The sequence below is a fragment of the Nonomuraea sp. NPDC003804 genome (assembly GCF_040610675.1).
Lineage (GTDB): Bacteria > Actinomycetota > Actinomycetes > Streptosporangiales > Streptosporangiaceae > Nonomuraea.
The window spans coordinates 1-16,290 of record NZ_JBEXMT010000063.1 but is presented as its reverse complement, the minus strand read 5'-3'; the positions used below and the strand labels follow the sequence as shown (position 1 = coordinate 16,290).

14 protein-coding genes are annotated in these 16,290 nt (G+C 73.2%); 6 read left to right on the top strand and 8 right to left on the bottom strand.

All coding sequences use genetic code 11. From position 1 onward, the window contains the following. Positions 1–217: 217 nt before the first annotated feature. A complete protein-coding gene (locus tag ABZX22_RS44200) occupies positions 218–1,135 on the bottom strand; it encodes a DoxX family protein (protein ID WP_354923059.1) in 918 nt (305 codons plus the stop codon). Between the two features lie 194 nt (positions 1,136–1,329). On the opposite strand from ABZX22_RS44200, the gene ABZX22_RS44195 reads away from it, so the two are divergent. Further along, complete coding sequence (locus ABZX22_RS44195; protein ID WP_354923056.1) at positions 1,330–2,253, top strand: DUF5996 family protein; 924 nt, start codon at positions 1,330–1,332, stop codon at positions 2,251–2,253. 111 nt (positions 2,254–2,364) lie between these two features. Here the strand turns inward: ABZX22_RS44195 and ABZX22_RS44190 are convergent, their stop codons facing one another. Both ABZX22_RS44190 and ABZX22_RS44185 read right to left on the bottom strand, forming a co-directional pair. Further along, a complete protein-coding gene (locus tag ABZX22_RS44190; protein ID WP_354923054.1) occupies positions 2,365–3,918 on the bottom strand; it encodes a polyketide antibiotic transporter in 1,554 nt (517 codons plus the stop codon). Further along, entirely contained in the window at positions 3,915–4,799 is an 885-nt protein-coding gene (locus ABZX22_RS44185; RefSeq protein WP_354923051.1) for an ABC transporter ATP-binding protein, read from the bottom strand. The genes ABZX22_RS44190 and ABZX22_RS44185 overlap by 4 nt, the downstream gene beginning before the upstream one ends. Positions 4,800–4,899: 100 nt before the next feature. On the opposite strand from ABZX22_RS44185, the gene ABZX22_RS44180 reads away from it, so the two are divergent. The 3 genes from ABZX22_RS44180 to ABZX22_RS44170 are packed head-to-tail and all read left to right on the top strand — an operon-like array spanning position 4,900 to position 10,926. Beyond that, positions 4,900–7,407 (top strand): AAA family ATPase, encoded by a 2,508-nt coding sequence (locus tag ABZX22_RS44180; RefSeq protein ID WP_354923048.1) that lies wholly within the window; start codon positions 4,900–4,902, stop codon positions 7,405–7,407. A gap of 18 nt (positions 7,408–7,425) precedes the next feature. Continuing rightward, complete coding sequence (locus ABZX22_RS44175; protein WP_354923045.1) at positions 7,426–8,538, top strand: acyltransferase family protein; 1,113 nt, start codon at positions 7,426–7,428, stop codon at positions 8,536–8,538. A gap of 30 nt (positions 8,539–8,568) precedes the next feature. Next, complete coding sequence (locus ABZX22_RS44170; protein ID WP_354923042.1) at positions 8,569–10,926, top strand: polysaccharide lyase 8 family protein; 2,358 nt, start codon at positions 8,569–8,571, stop codon at positions 10,924–10,926. Here ABZX22_RS44170 and ABZX22_RS44165 read toward each other — a convergent pair. Beyond that, positions 10,871–11,272, bottom strand: a complete 402-nt coding sequence (locus ABZX22_RS44165; RefSeq protein ID WP_354923039.1) for a hypothetical protein — start codon at positions 11,270–11,272, stop codon at positions 10,871–10,873. The genes ABZX22_RS44170 and ABZX22_RS44165 overlap by 56 nt on opposite strands. 76 nt (positions 11,273–11,348) lie before the next feature. On the opposite strand from ABZX22_RS44165, the gene ABZX22_RS44160 reads away from it, so the two are divergent. Continuing rightward, positions 11,349–11,702 (top strand): helix-turn-helix domain-containing protein, encoded by a 354-nt coding sequence (locus tag ABZX22_RS44160; RefSeq protein ID WP_354923036.1) that lies wholly within the window; start codon positions 11,349–11,351, stop codon positions 11,700–11,702. A gap of 51 nt (positions 11,703–11,753) precedes the next feature. Here ABZX22_RS44160 and ABZX22_RS44155 read toward each other — a convergent pair whose 3' ends face one another. The 3 genes from ABZX22_RS44155 to ABZX22_RS44145 all read right to left on the bottom strand — a co-directional run bounded on the left by ABZX22_RS44155 (position 11,754) and on the right by ABZX22_RS44145 (position 14,365). Next, positions 11,754–12,260: a potassium channel family protein gene (locus tag ABZX22_RS44155; protein WP_354923033.1), complete on the bottom strand. Its 507-nt coding sequence runs from the start codon at positions 12,258–12,260 to the stop codon at positions 11,754–11,756. Further along, positions 12,260–12,712, bottom strand: a complete 453-nt coding sequence (locus ABZX22_RS44150; protein ID WP_354923030.1) for a DUF4331 family protein — start codon at positions 12,710–12,712, stop codon at positions 12,260–12,262. The genes ABZX22_RS44155 and ABZX22_RS44150 overlap by 1 nt, the downstream gene beginning before the upstream one ends. Before the next feature lie 168 nt (positions 12,713–12,880). Continuing rightward, positions 12,881–14,365, bottom strand: coding sequence for an alpha/beta hydrolase (locus tag ABZX22_RS44145; RefSeq protein WP_354923027.1), 1,485 nt, complete (start codon positions 14,363–14,365; stop codon positions 12,881–12,883). Between the two features lie 208 nt (positions 14,366–14,573). On the opposite strand from ABZX22_RS44145, the gene ABZX22_RS44140 reads away from it, so the two are divergent. Further along, complete coding sequence (locus ABZX22_RS44140; RefSeq protein ID WP_354923024.1) at positions 14,574–15,683, top strand: amidohydrolase family protein; 1,110 nt, start codon at positions 14,574–14,576, stop codon at positions 15,681–15,683. 120 nt (positions 15,684–15,803) lie between these two features. Here ABZX22_RS44140 and ABZX22_RS44135 read toward each other — a convergent pair. Further along, positions 15,804–16,290 (bottom strand): DinB family protein (locus ABZX22_RS44135; RefSeq protein WP_354923021.1); only part of this gene is annotated, 487 nt, incomplete at its 5' end.

The window sequence follows — 16,290 nt, the reverse complement described above, 5'->3', positions numbered from 1 at the left end:
GGCCCGGGGCGGCCCCCGGTTGGGCCCGGGCCCCCGCCGCGGGCGGGTTCAGGACGGCTTGGCCGGAGCCCGGCGCTGGCCGGCTCGGGGCCGCACGCCGTGAGCCTGCGGTGGCGGGCTCGGGGCCGCACGCCGTGAGCCTGCGGTGGCGGGCTCGGCGGGGCTACCCTGAGCCCGGCGGGGCGTCAGGGCTGCCACGGAGTCCGGCGGGGCGGGCTCAGGGTTGCTTGCCGGAGCCTGGCCTGCGCTTGGTCGCAGCCAGTTCCTGTTGGAGCCGGCCGACCTCGGAACGCAACTGCTCCACCTCCCCGGTCTCCGCCGGAGCCTGGGACGCGCCGGCCTGCGGTGGCACCGCGTGGCTGCCCGCCGCCTCGCTCGCGGCACCGGTCTCCGCGCCACCGCTCTTCATGGCGCCGGTTTCCGCACCACCGCTCTCCGTGGCGCCCGTCTCCGGGACAGCGGTCTTCGTGGCGCCGGCCTCCGCGGCGACGGGTCCCGCGGGTGTCGCATGGGCGGGGTCGGGGCCGTCCGCGCGTGCCGCGCGTGCCGAGCGGGCGGCGGAGTACGGAGAGTAGGGCGTGTACGGCGAGTGGCGCGTGGTCGGCCGGTCCTCGGTGAAGGGGCGGGCGTCGGAAGGATCGTCGGAGGCGCGCGAGATGATGACCGCGCCCGTCGGCACCGGTGGTCTCGGGGGCGCGTCCTCGCTGTCGATGCGCTCGTCACGCGTGGCGGTCCAGCGGGCGAGCAGGCCGTCGGCGCCGAGACGGCCGCCGCCGAAGGCCAGCAGTGCCAGGCAGACGGCCGCCAGTGCCACGACGAGTTCCCAGCCCGGCGTGCTGGTGAAGATGCCGCCGCGCGACTCGACGAAGATCCCGGCCCCGGCCATGTCCACCAGCAGGGTGAACGCCGCGATCCGCACCCCGAACCCGGTGATGAGCATCGCGCCGCCGATGATCTCGGCAGCGGTGGCGAAATAGGCGGCCAGCTGGGGGCTCGGCACGCCGAGGTGGGCGAAGGCGGCCGTGGTGGCGTCCATTCCCGCATGCCACTTCTGCAGGCCGTGAGCGATGAAGATGATGCCGACCATCACACGTGCGGCCAGCAGTGCGATGTCGCTGCCGATTCTCTTGACCATGATGATCCCTCCGCCCTCTTTGTTCCCTCCTGTGTGGCGAAAGTAGTGAATGTCGTAATTTGTGAGGAGAGGTTTGACCGACCCGGAGAGGTGCTGAACGAGGACTGACCGGAAATTCGCCTCACTGGGCGTTGTGTCGGTTTACTCTCCGGGCACATACATCTGGCGTCGCGTTTTCAGGGGGGCACGAGCCAATGGAGCTCTTTCCTGCCATGCCGTACGAGGAGTGGCTCGAAACCAAGGACACCTTCCACAGGTTCGCGCAGATCGTCGGAAAGATACGGCTGGCCGCGAGCCCGCGCCGCAACCACTGGTGGAACGTTGCCTTCCACCTGACCGGGCGAGGCCTCACCACCAGGCCGATGGGGCTGCCCGACCCGTTCTCCATCGACTTCGACCTGGTCGGGCACCGCCTGATCGTCGACAAGGCCGACGGGCGCAGCGCCCAGTTCTCGCTGGTCGGCCAGTCGGTCGCCGGTTTCTACGCCCGGCTCTTCGAGATCCTCGACGAGTTGGGGATCGACGTGGAGATCCAGGCGGTGCCGTACGACATGGCGGACAGCACCCCCTTCGCCCTGGACACCAGGCACGCCGCCTACGACCCCGTACTCGTCAACCGGTACTGGATCGTCCTGGGCCAGGTCGCGCAGGTGCTGGAGCGCTTCGCCGCCGACTTCTGCGGCAAGACGAGCCCGGTCCACCACTTCTGGCACACCTTCGACATCGCCGTCACACGCTTCACCGGCAGGGCCGTAGGGGCCGCGCCCGACGCCGACCCCGTCACCAGGGAGGCGTACAGCTGGGAGGTCATCAGCGCGGGCTTCTGGTTCGGCGACGAGGAACGGCCGTGGCCCGCCTTCTACTCCTACACCGCTCCGGAGCCGCAGGGTCTGTCCGAGCAGCCGCTGTGGCCCGACCAGGCGGCGTGGATCCCCTCGAGGGGCAGCCATCTGGCCGTGCTGAAGTACGACGACGCCAGGCGCGGCGACGACCCGGTCGCCACGGTGCTGGGATTCCTCGGCAGCGCCTACCAGGCGGGCGCCAAGCTGACCGGCTGCGACGCCGCCAGGCTCGCCAGCGTCGAGGGCGTCACCGACCCCTACCTGGAGGCGACGTGACCAGGACGGCCCCGCCGGGCGAATCCGTGCGGGACGGCGCCGGCGTCGCGTGGCGTGGAGGCCGCGCCGCTCCGGAGCGCCTGGCGCTTCAGAGGAGCGCGACGCTGTGACTCAGAGGAGCGCTCTGCGCCTCAGCGCGGCCAGGCCGCCTGCGACGAGCGCCAGGGTGAGCGCCAGCATCACCGCCACCGGGCCGGGCGTGAACTCCTCGCCGGACAGCACCATCGGCAGGTTGGGGAACGGCACGACGTACTTGGCGATCCAGTAGTCGATCCCCATGATCGGGCCGAGCACCTCGCCGAAGAGGTTGACGAACAGGAAGGTCGCCCAGCTGATGCCGGCCGCCGCCCTGGGCAGCAGCCCGAAGGCGAGGACGCCCACGCCTGCCGGCACCCACACGGCCGGTACCTGCACCAGCGTGCCGGGCAGGACGCCCAGCGGGTCGCCGGTCGCCAGGCCGATCCCGAGTCCGGCCGCCGTGAGGATCACGACGCTGCCGCCGAGGGCGAAGACCAGGTGGCTGCCCGCCCAGCGGAGCCGCCCGACGGGGGTGGCAAGCAGCAGTTCGGCGCGTCCGGCCGCCTCCTCGCCGCGCAGCCGCAGCAGGGCGAGCAGCGGGTAGAGGGCGGCGACGTAGCCGAGGCTGAGCGCGATCAGCCACAGGTAGGCGTCGGTCATGCTGACCCCGTCACCCGCGGTGTAGCGGGCGAGGAACTCCTGGACGGCGGCGCCCTGACGCGACACCTCGGGGATCGACAGGGCCAGCGCGCCCAGCGCGAGGCCGGCGATCGCGTACCCGACGGTCCATCCGGCCAGCAGGCCCCGCTGCAGCCGCCATGCCAGCGCCAGCGGGCCGCGCAGCGTGGTGGACCCCGCGGGGCCGGGCCGTTCGGGGATGACGCCGTGGCCCACGTCGCGGCGCCCGGCCAGCCGGTAGGCGGCGGCGACGGTCACGGCGGTGAGCGCCAGTCCGGGGAGCAGGGCGGCCCAGTTGTCGTCCCCGTACGGCTTGACCAGGTGACTCCATCCCTGCGGCGAGAGCCACTTGAGCGCCGTCAGGCCGCTGCCGTCGGCGACGAAGCGCAGCAGGTAGCTGACGCCGAGCACCAGGGCGGCCAGCCCGACGGCGGTGCGGGCGCCGACGGTGAGCTGGGCGGCCAGCGCGCCGACGCCGGTGAAGACCAGGCCCATGGCGGTGATCGCGGCGCCGAAGGCCAGCGATCCGGCGAGGTCGAAGCCCATCGCGGCCATCGAGAGCCCGGCCAGCAGGCCCGCGAGCGACACGGCGGCGGCGGTGACCGTCAGCGCGGCCGTCAGCGGCGCGAGCCTGCCGACGACTCCGGCGCCCACCAGCTCGGCGCGGCCCGACTCCTCTTCGGCGCGGGTGTGCCTGACCACCATGAGGATCGCGATCAGGGCGATGACGGTGTAGATCGCGTCGGCGTTCTTCCACACCGCCATCCCCGCCACGGTCGGGGAGTAGACCTCGCCGGCGAAGGCGGTCAGCGCCTTGTTGGCCGCCATCTCCCTGGCGAAGTCGCCGATCGAGGGGATGGCCGTGGCGTACCGGTTGGCCTGGCCCGCCGCGAGCACGGCCAGGAGCAGCATCCACACCGGGGCGATCAGCCGCTCGCGGCGCAGGATCAGCCTGATCAGGGTGGTCATCGCGCGCTCCGGTCCGCGTAGTGGCGCATGAACAGGTCCTCCAGGGACGGCGGCGTGCTGACGAGGCTGGTGATCCCGGCCTCGGCCAGGCGGCGCATGACCTTGTCGAGGTCCTGGTCGTCCACCTGGAAGGTGACCTTCCCGTTCTCGACGGCCGTCCCGTGCGCCCACGGCAGGTCGGGCAGCGCGCCCGAGAGCGTAGCGGTGATCTTGGTCATGGTCAGGTGTCGCAGCTCGGGCAGGGTGCCCGACTCGACCGTGCGTCCCGCGCGGATGATGCTCACCCGGTCGCACAGCGCCTCGACCTCGGACAGGATGTGGCTCGACAGCAGCACGGTCCGGCCCCGCCGCTTCTCCTCCAGCACGCACTGCTGGAAGACGGCCTCCATGAGCGGGTCGAGCCCCGAGGTCGGCTCGTCGAGGATGAGCAGGTCGGCGTCCGAGGCGAACGCCGCGACCAGCGCGACCTTCTGCCGGTTGCCCTTGGAGTACGTCTTGGCCTTCTTGCGGGGGTCGAGTTCGAAGCGGTCCATCAGCTCCGCGCGCCGGGCCGGGTCGAGGCCGCCGCGCAGCCTGCCGAGCAGGTCGATCACCTCGCCGCCGGTCAGCGAGGGCCACAGGTTCACGTCGCCGGGCACGTAGGCCAGCCGCCGGTGCAGCTCGGCGGCGTCCTTCCACGGGTCGCCGCCGAGCAGGACGGCGGTGCCGGAGTCGGCCCGCATGAGGCCGAGCAGGATGCGGATCGTGGTGGACTTGCCCGCGCCGTTCGGGCCGAGGAAGCCGTGCACCTCGCCGGTGCGCACCTCGAGGTCGAGCCCGTCGAGCGCGTGGGCCCTGCCGAAGCTCTTGTGGAGCTCACGGATGCTGATGGCGGTGTTCATGGCTCCACAACCTAGAAAGCCGGGCGATCCGGCGGTATCGGGCAGATGCCCAAGGATGCGGACCGGCATATCGGACATGCCGCCCGCTATGTTGCGTGGCATGCTGCATGGCCGTCAGGAAGAGCTGGAACGTCTGCGCGGGCTCGTCACCGGGGCGCAGGAGGGGCACAGCGCCGCACTCGTGGTCCGCGCCGAGCCGGGAACGGGCAAGACGGCCCTCCTCGACGCCGCCGCCGTGGACGCCGGGATCCCCGTCCTGCGCGTCGCGGGGGCCGAGACGGAGGCGGAGCTGCCCTACGCCGCGCTCCACCTCATCCTGCGCCCGCTCCTGCGCGGCCTCGACGCGCTCCCGCAGCCGCAGGCCGACGCGCTGCGCGGCGTGCTCGGGATGGCCGCCACGACCGGCGGACAGGACCGGTTCCTGACCGGGCTGGCCACGCTGACGCTGCTGGCCGACCAGGGGCCGCTGCTGTGCCTGCTGGACGACGCGCACTGGATCGACCACGCCTCGCTGGACGCGCTGCTGTTCGCCGCCAGGCGGTTGGAGGCCGAGGGCGTCGTGCTGGTCTTCGCGACCAGGACCATGGACCGCGACCTGTTCACGACGGCGGGATTGGCGGAGCTGCGCCTGGCGGGCCTGGACCGGGCCGCCGCCCTGCGCTTGCTGGCCGAGCGCGCTCCCGGGCTGCCGCCCGCCGTACGCGACCGGGTCGTCGCCGAGTCGGGCGGCAACCCGCTCGCGCTCATCGAGCTGCCCGGCATGAACGTCGACTCCCTGGCCGCCGGGCCGCTCCCGCTCCCGTACCGGTTGCAGGAGGCATACCAGGCGCGGGTGTCGGCCCTGCCGTCCGACACCCGCACCCTGCTGCTCGCGCTGGCCGCCGAGGGCGAACTCGCGGCGGCGCTCCAGGCGACGGGACTCGGCATCGGCGCGCTGGCCCCCGCCGAGCGGGCGGGCCTCGTCGCCGACGCCGCCTTCCGCCACCCGCTCGTGCGCGCCGCCGCTTACCAGAGCGCCTCCTTCGCCGAACGGGTCGCCGTCCACCGCGCGCTGGCCGGCGCCACCACGGGGGAGCGCCGCGCCCGGCATCTGGCCGCCGCGGCCACCGGCCCCGACGAGGAGGCCGCGGCCGCCCTGGAAGCGGCAGCCGGCACCGCCCGCGAGGTCTCCGGGTACGGCGAGGCCGCCACGGCCCTCGAGCGCGCCGCCAGGCTCACTCCCGACACCGCCGAACGGGCCCGCAGGCTCACCGCGGCCGCCGCGCTGGCCGCCGACGCGGGCCAGGGCGAGCGCGCCCGCGCCCTCCTCGACCAGTCGGCTCGGCTCGGCGGGGCCTCGCGGGAACTGGTACGGCTGCGCGCGCGCATCGAGTTCGAGCACGGCTCGCCGGAGACCGCGTCGCGGCTGCTCCTCGACGCCGGCCAGGACCTGCTGGTCGAGGCGGCGCGGGTGGCCTGGACGGTCGGCGACGCCGACGGCCTGCGCGCCGTCAGGGACCGCATGGACGACGGCCCCGCGAGCCTGATGACCGGCGCCGTCGAGCTGCTGTCCGGCGACCCTGGAACCGGTCTCGACCTGATCAGGCGGCACCTCGACCAGGCGCCCGAGCGCGGGGACGGCCTCCCGCTCACCCCCACCTCCCTGGCCCTGCTGTCGGGCGACTACGCCACCGCCCGCGACCACCTTCAGGCGGTGGCCGCCGACATGCGCTCCCGCGGGGCGATCGGCTGGCTGCCCGGCGTGCTCGCCGTCCTCGCCGAGACCGAGACGCTGCTGGGCCTGGCCAGGACGGCCGAGGCGACCGCGGCCGAGTCGCTGCGCATCGCGGAGGACACCGGTCAGCGGCGGCACGCCGCCGTCGCCCGCGGGCTGCTCGCCCACGCCGCGGCCCTGCGCGGCGAGCAGCCGGACCCCGGGTTGCGCGGGGACTGGGCCGACCGCGCCCGCGCCGTCCTCGACCTGGTCACCGGCAGGTGGGCGGCAGCGCTGGAGCGTCTCGGCCACCTCGCCCACCGGCCGTACGGCGCGTGCTTCGCCGCCGACCAGGTGGAGGCGGCCGTGCGGGCCGGGCGTCCGGCGGCGCGGGAGCTCGCCAGGTTCGAGAGCTGGGCGCTGGCCTCGGGTGTGGCGTGGGCGCTGGCCGTACGGCACCGCTGCCTTGCCCTGCTCGCCGGCGACCCCGAGGAGCAGCACGCGCACTACGAGCAGGCCGTCGCCTGCCCCGACCTGCCGCTGCAGCAGGCCAGGAGCAGGCTGCTCTACGGCGAGTGGCTGCGCAGGTCACGCAGGAAGAGCGAGGCGAGGATCCAGCTCAGGTCCGCCATGGAGGTCTTCGAGCAGGTGGGGGCGGTGCCGTGGGCCGACCACTGCAGGGCCGAGCTGCGCGCGGCGGGCGAGAACGTCGTCGCGCCGGCTCCCGGCGCGCTCCCCGAGCTCACCCCGCAGGAGCTCCAGATCGTCAGGCTGGCCGCCACCGGCGCGACGAACAAGGAGATCGGCGCACAGCTGTTCCTCAGCCCCAAGACCGTGGGCCACCACCTGTACCGGGCCTTCCCCAAGCTTGGCGTCTCCAACAGGACCGAACTGGCCAATTTGCACCTGGTATAGGCCCTTATAGTCGGGCAAATGTCCCCTCCCCCTCCCTCGCGCCTCGGCTGGCTCGACGCCATCAGAGGGCCCGCGGCCCTCGCGGTGGTCCTGCACCACGCGGGCTGGACCTACTTCCCCGGCCTGTGGGCGGAGGTGGACCGCCGGATCGACGTCGGCACCTGGGGCGTCTTCGTCTTCTTCCTGGTCAGCGGCTACATCATCCCCGCCTCTCTGGAACGCCGCGGCGACGTGCGGGCCTTCTGGACCGGCCGGTGCCTGCGGCTGCTGCCACTGCTGCTGGTGGCCATCGCGCTGGCGTTCACGCTCGCCGCCTTCGGCGCCTACGAGCCGCACCCGGGCCTGGCCACCACGCCCCCGTTCCTGGTCGCGCTGGGGAACCTGTCGATGCTGCAGGAACTGCTCGGCGTGCCGGCCGTCATCGGGGTGATGTGGACGCTGTCGTACGAGATGGCGTTCTACCTGATCACCGTCGCGCTGTTCAGGACCGGCCAGGCCCACCGGTCCGCTCCGGCCGCCGCGGTCCTGGCGCTGCTCGCCGTACCGCTGGGGCTGCTGCTGCCCGGGCCGGTGATCGGCGGGTGGGTCGCGCTGCTCGGGGTGCCCGTGCTGGCGGCCGTCGCCGTGACCGTGTGGGGGCGGGGAGCGGCGCGTACGGCGGCGGCCGTGGCGGGTGGCGCGCTCGGGCTGGCGCTGGTGGTGCTCGGCAGCAGGATCGGGGCGTGGCAGGGGCTGGTCATCCTGGCGGTGATGTTCGCGGGCACGGCCGTCCACCGGGCCGAGCACGGGCAGGTCCGGCCGCGCACGGCCGCGGCGGCGCTGGCCGTCGTGCTGGTGTGCGCGCTCTTCGCCAAGGACGACCCCGGCTGGGCCCCTGCCATCGTGGCGGCGGGGGCGTGCTTCGCGGCGGCGTTCGCGCTGCGGCGGCTGCGATATCCGCGCCTCCTGACCCATCTCGGCGTGATCAGCTACTCGACGTACCTGCTCCACCCGCTGCTGCTGCGGTTGCTGCCGTCGGCCTGGTCGTACGTCCTCGTGCTGCTGCCGCTCGCGTACGCGACGCACCGGCTGGTCGAGTTGCCGGCGCAGCGTCTGGCCAGGCGGCTGGCCGACCGCGTGCCGCGCGGGTGACCAAGTCCGCATAGTCCGCATAATCAAGGCGTGCGCGGCTTCTCCCGGCGGTCGTTCCTCCATCTGGGCGCCGTCGCGGTCGCGGCCGGGGCGGTGCCGGCGGGCCGGACCGGCGACCCCTTTCCGGCGTCGGCGGCTCGGACCGGCCATCCCTTCCCGGCGACGGCGGGCCGGGCCGGCGATCCCTTCCCTGCGCTGCGCCGGCGCTGGCGCGAGGTCACGGCGGAGCCGGAGGGCGCCGTCGCGGCCGGGCCGTACCGGAGGAGGGTGGCGGTGCTCGCGGCGACGGCGGCCGGCTACCGGGACACCATGCGCCCGGACGACGGGTCGCTCTGGCCGGGGCTGGCCTTCCCCTCGTTCGACGAGACCCCCGCGCGGCTGCGGGCCATGGCCCGCGCGTACGCCGTGACGGGCACCGGCCTGACCGGTGACCCCGCGCTGGCGGCGGCCGTGGCGACCGGCATCGACCACTACCGGCGTCAGGTGTACACGGCCGGCGCCGAGCCTGCGGGCAACTGGTGGAACTGGCAGATCGGCGTCCCCCTGCGGCTCCTCGACGCGGCCGTGCTGATCGGCCCGCACCTGGGCGAGCCGCGGAGCCGGGCGCTGGCCGAGGCCGTGGACCACTTCCTGCCCGCATGCGTGCTCGAGGACTACAGCGGCACCAGCACCGGCGCCAACAGGGTCGACCAGTGCACGGTCATGCTCCTGCGCGCCATGCTCGCCGCCGACGGTGACAGGGCCGCGCTGGCCGTCTCGGCGCTCGCCCCCGTCTTCCCTTACGTGCGGGAGGGCGACGGGATCTACCCCGACGGCTCGTTCATCCAGCACGCCACCATCCCCTACCAGGGCGGGTACGGGCTGGTGCTGCTGTCCGGCCTGGCGACGCTGTTCGCGGTGCTGCGCGGCACGCTGTGGCAGCTCACCGACCAGAACGTCTTCGACGCGGTCGAGCGGTCGTTCGCGCCGTTCGTCCACGACGGGTTCTGCATGGACCTGGTCAGCGGCAGGGGAATCGGCAGGCGGCCCTACGGCGACCACCGGAAAGGACACGAGATCGCCGCCGCGATCCTGCTGCTGGGCGAGTCGGCCTCGGCCGCCGAGCGGATCCGCTGGCAGGGCATGGTCAAGGGATGGGTACGGCGGGCCGCGCACCGCCCCGCGCTCGACCCGGCCGCGCACGCCCGCCTGGCGGCACTCATGGCCGACGACACGATCCCCGCGCTCGCCGAACCCGCCGGGCACCGGCTGCTGCCGATGAGCGCCCGAGCCGTCCACCGCAGGCCCGGCTGGTGCGCGGGGCTCAGCATGGCCTCGGCCAGGATCGGCCACTACGAGCACGGCAACGGCGAGAACCTGCGGGGCTGGCACACCGGCTCCGGCATGCTCTACTGGTGGGCCGACGGCCATGCCGAGCAGTACTCCGACTCCTTCTGGCAGACCGTCGACCCCTACCGCCTGCCCGGCACGACGGTCTCCACTCGGCGGCTGCCCGACGGCGCGGGCGGCGCATGGGGCGACACCTGCCCGCCGGGCCGCTGGGTCGGCGGCGCCACCGACGGCACGTACGCCACGGTCGGCCAGCACCTCAACGGCCTGGAGAGCACGATGGAGGCCGTCAAGTCGTGGGTCTTCCTCGACGACGCGGTGGTCTGCATGGGCGCCGGCATCACGAGCGACGACGGCGTCCCCGTCGAGACCGTCGTGGACAACCGCAGGACCGACGCGCCGCTGACCGTCGACCGCGTGGCGGGCTGGGCGCACCTCGAGGGCCACGGCGGCTACGTGCTGCCCTGCGCCCCGCTGCGCACGCTGCGCGAGAGGCGTTCGGGCGGCGCGGCGACGCGCGGCTACGTGACGCTCTGGCTCGACCACGGCGTCGACCCGCGCGCGGCCGGATACCTCTACCTGCTCATGCCGGGAGCGAGCGCGGCCGGGACCCGGGCACGCGCCGCCGACCTGGGGTGGCTGCGCGTGCTGGCCAACACCTCGGCGCAGCAGGGCGTGTCCGTCCCCTCGCTCGGCGTCACCGCCGTCAACTTCTGGACCGAGGGCAGCGCGGGAGCGCTTTCCGCCTCCGCGCCGTGCGCCGTCCTCGTCAGGGAGAGGGACGACGGCACGGCCACGCTGACCGTGGCCGACCCGCGGGAGGCTCTGGACGAGCTCACGGTGACGTGGGAACGGCCGGTGGCCGGGGTGCTCGGCGGGCACCCGCTGCTGTCGGCCGCCACGACGGGCGCGGCGCTGACGCTCGTGTGGGGCCCGCTGGCCGGCGCCGGCGGCGGCTCGGCCACGGTCACCGTACGGCTGGGCCAGGGCCGGTCCCGAACTTCTACTGCGCCGATTGAGCCTGGACCTTGGCGGAGTCGAACTCGACGTATTCGATGATCGCGCCGCCGGGGTGGCGGATCGTCAGGTTGCGTCCAGTGGGGACTTCGTTCGGGCCATCAAGGGTGTCGCCTCCCTCGCGCTCAACGATGGCAAAGACATCATCGAGGCTGTCGACGATGACGGTGGCCTGCACGTCGCGGTAGGGCGCCAGCGCCTCTGGGGTGCCTGAGACCAGGAGGTAGTCGCCGATGCTCGCCAGCTCGAGGTCCCCGTAGGGGAAGCGTAGCCCCGGCCGGGCGGCGGTGAGGGCTTCGAAGGTGGGCAGAGCGGTGTCCAGGTCGTCGACATAGATGCGGGCGTAGGTGGTACGGGTGGCCATGCGATACTCCAGGATCATTTCCATTTTCTCGAAATATGGAAATGATCCTATGCTGGTCGGATCGGGACATGTCAACTCAGACCGACATCAGGAGAGCGGGATGCGATCGCCGACCGAGCCCAAGACGGCAGACATGGATCTGGTCGCCGTGCTACACGCGCTCGGCGATCCCGTCCGCTTGGGCCTGGTGCGCCTGATGGCCGCAGACGGCGAGGTGCCCTGCAGCCCGCAACACCTGAACGTCCCGCGTTCCACGCTCTCCAATCACTGGCGCATTCTGCGTGAGGCGGGCATCACCTCGACTCGCTCCGAGGGCAAGGCCCGCTACATGACGCTGCGTCGTGACGACCTGGAGGCTCGCTTTCCGGGCGTATTGCAGCCGATTCTCACGGCCGCCGCACCCGAGGCGGCCGTCGGCGCCACGTCAGCCGGCCGACCAGAGCGCGTCCAGTAGCTCACACGACAGGATCCGAAGCCAGATCCGGATCGATGCGAGTCAGTACACCTAGTCGGGCGGTCTCTGCTCCCGCTGCCCGACCCGCTCCTTGATCCGCAGGGACATCAGGCTCGCCGCCGTCGCCAGGACGACCAGGTTGAACGTCATCTGGACCAGGAGGAGCCCCCTGCCGAGCTGGCCGGAGGCGTGGATGTCGCCGAAGCCGACGGTGGCGAAGGTGGTCATCGAGAAGTAGAGGGCGTCGGTCTTGGTCGTCAGCCCGACGAACTGCCCGTTCAACCGGGTCGCGACGGCGTAGTCGGCCAGCGCGAACAGCACGAGGCCGCCGAGCGTGAGCAGGATGAGGCCGCTCACCGGAAGGTATGCCCGGTCCGTCGCCGCCTGCCGCCGCGCCGCCAGCACCACACCCCAGACCAGCAGGAGCACACCGGCCACGAACAGGCCCAGCCGCGCCCACGCCCCCCAGCCGTACCTGGCCTCCTCCACCGGCAGCAGGTAGTAGAGCGCCACGATCAGCGCGGCGTTCCACAGGGTCGACCAGAAATAGGGCGGCATCACGTCTGCGGATGCGGGGTGCCCAGGTACGGGAAGTCGGGTAGCAGGTCGGTATGCGGGCCGATCCCGTCGTCCGGGACCCTGCCGTCGGTGACCATCCCGATGCGGACGTCGGTGAGCACCTGGTCACCCGCCGCCTCCCACGACCTCGCGGCTTCGCCGGTGCCGTGGAAGACGGTGACGGTCTGGCGGCCTTCCCTGGGCGCGGAGAAGACGAAGCTGAAGGCGACGTCCGCGCGGGTGTCGCCGTCGTTGTCGATGTTGAGCCGGTAGACCGCGTCAGGGTGGAGGTGCGGGCCGTGGGTCGGGTCGAACGAGAAAGAGTTCACGTCCATGATCAGCACGGTGCTCTCCGGAGCGCGGGGCGAGCGGAAGGCGAACACGTCGGTGAGGTCGAGGCGCGCGTCACCGGACGGCGGTCGCAGGTTCGGGCCGCTGAGATGGTGGGACATGACCTGCCTCCGATCACGGTGGTGTGTGCTGCCAAGGCCACCTGACCGGGGGAGACGCCGGATGCCCAGCACGAGGCTAACCCGGCTCGCGGTGAGATCGCAGGTTCACCGCCTTCGGTGTGTCAGCCTGATGGCCCCGGCCGCCCGCCCGGGGCCATCAGGAGCGTTTCAGCAGGTGGTGCCCGCGGCGGGCAGCGTGCCGTACAGCAGGTAGTCGTCGATGGCGTTCTTGACGCAGGCATCGCCGGTGAAGTAGGCGCCGTGGCCGTCGCCGTCCAGCGTGATCAGTGTGGCCGTCCGCAGCTTGGTGGCGAGGGAGACCGACTGCTCGTACGGCGTCGCCGGGTCGTTGGTCACGCCGGCGACCAGGATCGGCGCCGAACCGGTCGCGTCCACGCGAGCGGCCGAACCGTCACCGCGGGGCCACCCGGCGCAGCTCATGAGTTCGGCGACGGTCCAGGGGCCGAACAGCGGGGAGGCCTCGGTGAACTCCGGGACGACGCGCGCGAACTCGTCCAGGGCCGGGCGGTAGGCCGTGTCCGCGCAGAAGGTCACGTGCCATCCGCCGGTGGCGCCGGAATACGCCGTCGCCATGTCCAGCAGCGCGGTGCCGTCGCCGTCGTAGGCCTGGGTGAGGGCCTCGCGCAGCGCCGGCCAGGAGTGACGGGAGTAGAGGGCGGCGCCGATGCCGGTGATCGCGTCCGTCCCGGTCAGCTTCTTGCCCTTGGCGACATCGAGGGGTTCGGCGTTCAGGTCGGCGACCAGTTCCGTCACGCGCGCGTACGCCTTCTCCCGGCTGCCGCCCAGAGGGCAGGAACTGCTCCTGACGCAGTCGTCGAGGAACCTGTTCAGCACCCGCTCGAACGCCACGACCTGGCTCTTGACGAACTCCTTGCCGTCGACGTAGAGGTCGCCGTCCATGGCCGAGTCGAGCATGAAGCGCCCGACCTTGCCGGGGAACAGGCCCGCGTACACCCCGCCGAGCATCGTGCCGTACGAGGTGCCGAAGTAGTTGAGCTTGTCGTCGCCGAGGGCGGCGCGCAGCGTGTCCATGTCCCTGGCGACGTTCTCGGTGTCGAGGTGCCGCAGGTTCACGGAACCTTTCGCGCAGGCCCGGTTGAACGCGACGAACTCCGCCCTGATGGCCCTGCGGCCGGCGGCGGTCGCGAGGTCGGGTGCGGTCGCGCCGGCGGGCCGGTAGCTGCTGCAGTCCACCGGCGTGCTCTGTCCCAGCCCTCGCGGGTCGAAGCTGACCAGGTCGTAGCGGGTGTGCAGGGTGGCGTAGGCCGGGGCGTCCTGCGGGAGCATCGAGACGCCGGTGGCGCCGCCGCCGAAGTTGAACACCAAGGACCCCAGGCGACGGCTCGGGTCGGTCGCCTTCGACCGGATGACGGCGACGCTGATCGACGTCCCGGACGGGTCGGCGTAGTCCAGCGGGACCTCCAGCGTGGCGCACTGGAAGCCCTTGGCGTGCGCGCAGGGAGCCCACGCGAGACGCTGCTCGCTCGGTGCCGTGGCGGGAGCGCGGGACGGAGCGGCGGTGCCGGCGGCGGCGCCTGCCACGGGTCCCGCGACCACCACGGTGGCGATCGCCGCCATGGCGGCGAGCCGGCGCCTGATGCCGGCCGTGGAGGGCTTGTCGGATGTGGGCATACGGTCGTTCACCTCGGAGACGTGGCAGGAAGCTCGTCTCAAGTAGGTCAGACACGACATCAACCGTCATGCCACGAAATTTCGGGACTTGAGGGGTTGGCCTGGCCCGGTTATCCTCCAGCGGCCCCGGTCAGGCCCGCGCGGTCCTCGCGGTCCTCGCGGTTTTCCCGCCGTCGCCGGGGAACGTTCCGGACGAGGGTTGCCGAGCATGGCGAACGACACACGACCGGGCCGCCGTCAGGAGCGGCTGCGCGTGCGCGGCGTCGCGCTGCCGTCCGAGGAGTGGGCCGAGTTCTGGATCGCGAACGGCAGGCTGACGCGCGAGCCGCTGCCGGACGCGACCACGGTCGTGGACGGCGGCTGGCTGCTGCCGGGGCTCGTGGACGCGCACACGCATCCGGGCGCCCTTCGTCCGGGCGACCCGCTCGACCCGGCGCTGCTCCGCAGGCACGGCCGCGAGCACCTGGCGGCCGGCGTGACGCTCCTGCGCGTGCCCGGCTCGGCCGACCGGCTCCCCGCGTGGTTCGGCGCGGAACCGGACCAGCCGCGCGTCGTCTCGGCCGGTCGCTGGCTGGGCGTGCCCGGCACGTTCTACGACGGATGGGCGCGGCACGTCGGCGAGCCCGAACTGGCGGACGCGGCGGTCGAGGAGGCCCGCGCGTCCGGCGGCTGGTGCAAGGTCTACGCGGACTGGGTGGTCGGCGAGGAGGGGCTCGACGCGCCGCCGCTCCCCGTCGGCGTGCTCACCGAGCTGACCCGGCGGGTGCACGCCATGGGCGGCCGGGTCGCCGTCCACGCGCAGACGGCGGCGGGCGCCGAAGCCGCCGTCGCGGCCGCGGTGGACAGCCTCGAACACGGTCTGGGTCTCGACCCGGCCCTACTGGAGCGGATGGCCCGCCAGGGGACCGCCCTGGTGCCCACGTTCACCGTCTGGGAGACCTTCGAGCAGGTCGCCCGCTCCTCAGGCTCCGAACGGTTCCGCTCGTGGTTCCGGGCGGCCCACGCCCGCCTGGCGCCGCTGGTGTCGGCCGCGCACGAGGCCGGCGTGACGGTGCTGGCCGGGACCGACAGCTACGGGACGCCCGAACTCCCCCACGGCCGGGTGGCCGGCGAGGTGCGCCACCTGGCGGCCGCCCCCATGCCCGCCGCCGCGGCTCTGGGCGCGGCCTCCTGGACGGCGCGCGCCTTCCTCGGCTTTCCCGTGCTCGACCACGACGCCCCCGCCGACCTGGTCGCCTACGACCTGGACCCGCGCACCGATCTCGCCGTCCTGCGCACACCCGCCCGCGTCATCCACCGCGGCCGCGTCATCCGGTGACCACGGCCACCGGCCGCCCCTGAAGGCACGCCTGACCTGGAACTCCGTCCACACGCTCCCGCGTCTACCTGTCCCGCCGCGCCTCTCGCGCGGTGAAAGGCGGACTCGGTGTCACGGCGGTCACGGCAGGACGAGCCACTGCCTGCCGTCGATCAGCTCGCGGCCCGCGTCCAGGTGCCCCGCATGGCAGGCGGTCTCGGTGATCACATGGAGGAGCACGTCACGGTGGGTGCGCGGCCGCCAGTCGCCGAACAGGTCCTGCGGCCACCAGGCGGTCGCGGCGTCCTCGGGAGTGGCGGTGATGACGGCGTCGGCGAGGTCGATCTCCTGGCGGTAGCGGTCGAGCACGTCACGGGCGGGCACGTCCGGCCCGACCTGCCAGGCGTCGGCGGTCCCTGCCAGCTCGTCGATCGCGGCCCGCCGGCCGCCGACCACCGCGCCGAACCAGAACCGTTCGACGTCCAGCGCCAGATGGTTGACCAGCCCCAGGCACGACCAGCCGGACGGCAGCACCGGCCGGCGCAGCTGCTCCTCGGTCAGGCCGTCCACGATGCCGAGCACGTGCCGGCGCTGGCCGTTGAGGGCGGTGAGCAGGTCCATGGACGTT

Bases quoted from the DNA above. Each gene is read 5' to 3' on its own strand.
- ABZX22_RS44200 (WP_354923059.1), bottom strand. From the start codon at position 1,135: ATGGTCAAGAGAATCGGCAGCGACATCGCACTGCTGGCCGCACGTGTG.
- ABZX22_RS44195 (WP_354923056.1), top strand. From the start codon at position 1,330: ATGGAGCTCTTTCCTGCCATGCCGTACGAGGAGTGGCTCGAAACCAAG.
- ABZX22_RS44190 (WP_354923054.1), bottom strand. From the start codon at position 3,918: ATGACCACCCTGATCAGGCTGATCCTGCGCCGCGAGCGGCTGATCGCC.
- ABZX22_RS44185 (WP_354923051.1), bottom strand. From the start codon at position 4,799: ATGAACACCGCCATCAGCATCCGTGAGCTCCACAAGAGCTTCGGCAGG.
- ABZX22_RS44180 (WP_354923048.1), top strand. From the start codon at position 4,900: ATGCTGCATGGCCGTCAGGAAGAGCTGGAACGTCTGCGCGGGCTCGTC.
- ABZX22_RS44175 (WP_354923045.1), top strand. From the start codon at position 7,426: ATGTCCCCTCCCCCTCCCTCGCGCCTCGGCTGGCTCGACGCCATCAGA.
- ABZX22_RS44165 (WP_354923039.1), bottom strand. From the start codon at position 11,272: ATGGAAATGATCCTGGAGTATCGCATGGCCACCCGTACCACCTACGCC.
- ABZX22_RS44160 (WP_354923036.1), top strand. From the start codon at position 11,349: ATGCGATCGCCGACCGAGCCCAAGACGGCAGACATGGATCTGGTCGCC.
- ABZX22_RS44155 (WP_354923033.1), bottom strand. From the start codon at position 12,260: ATGCCGCCCTATTTCTGGTCGACCCTGTGGAACGCCGCGCTGATCGTG.
- ABZX22_RS44150 (WP_354923030.1), bottom strand. From the start codon at position 12,712: ATGTCCCACCATCTCAGCGGCCCGAACCTGCGACCGCCGTCCGGTGAC.
- ABZX22_RS44145 (WP_354923027.1), bottom strand. From the start codon at position 14,365: ATGCCCACATCCGACAAGCCCTCCACGGCCGGCATCAGGCGCCGGCTC.
- ABZX22_RS44140 (WP_354923024.1), top strand. From the start codon at position 14,574: ATGGCGAACGACACACGACCGGGCCGCCGTCAGGAGCGGCTGCGCGTG.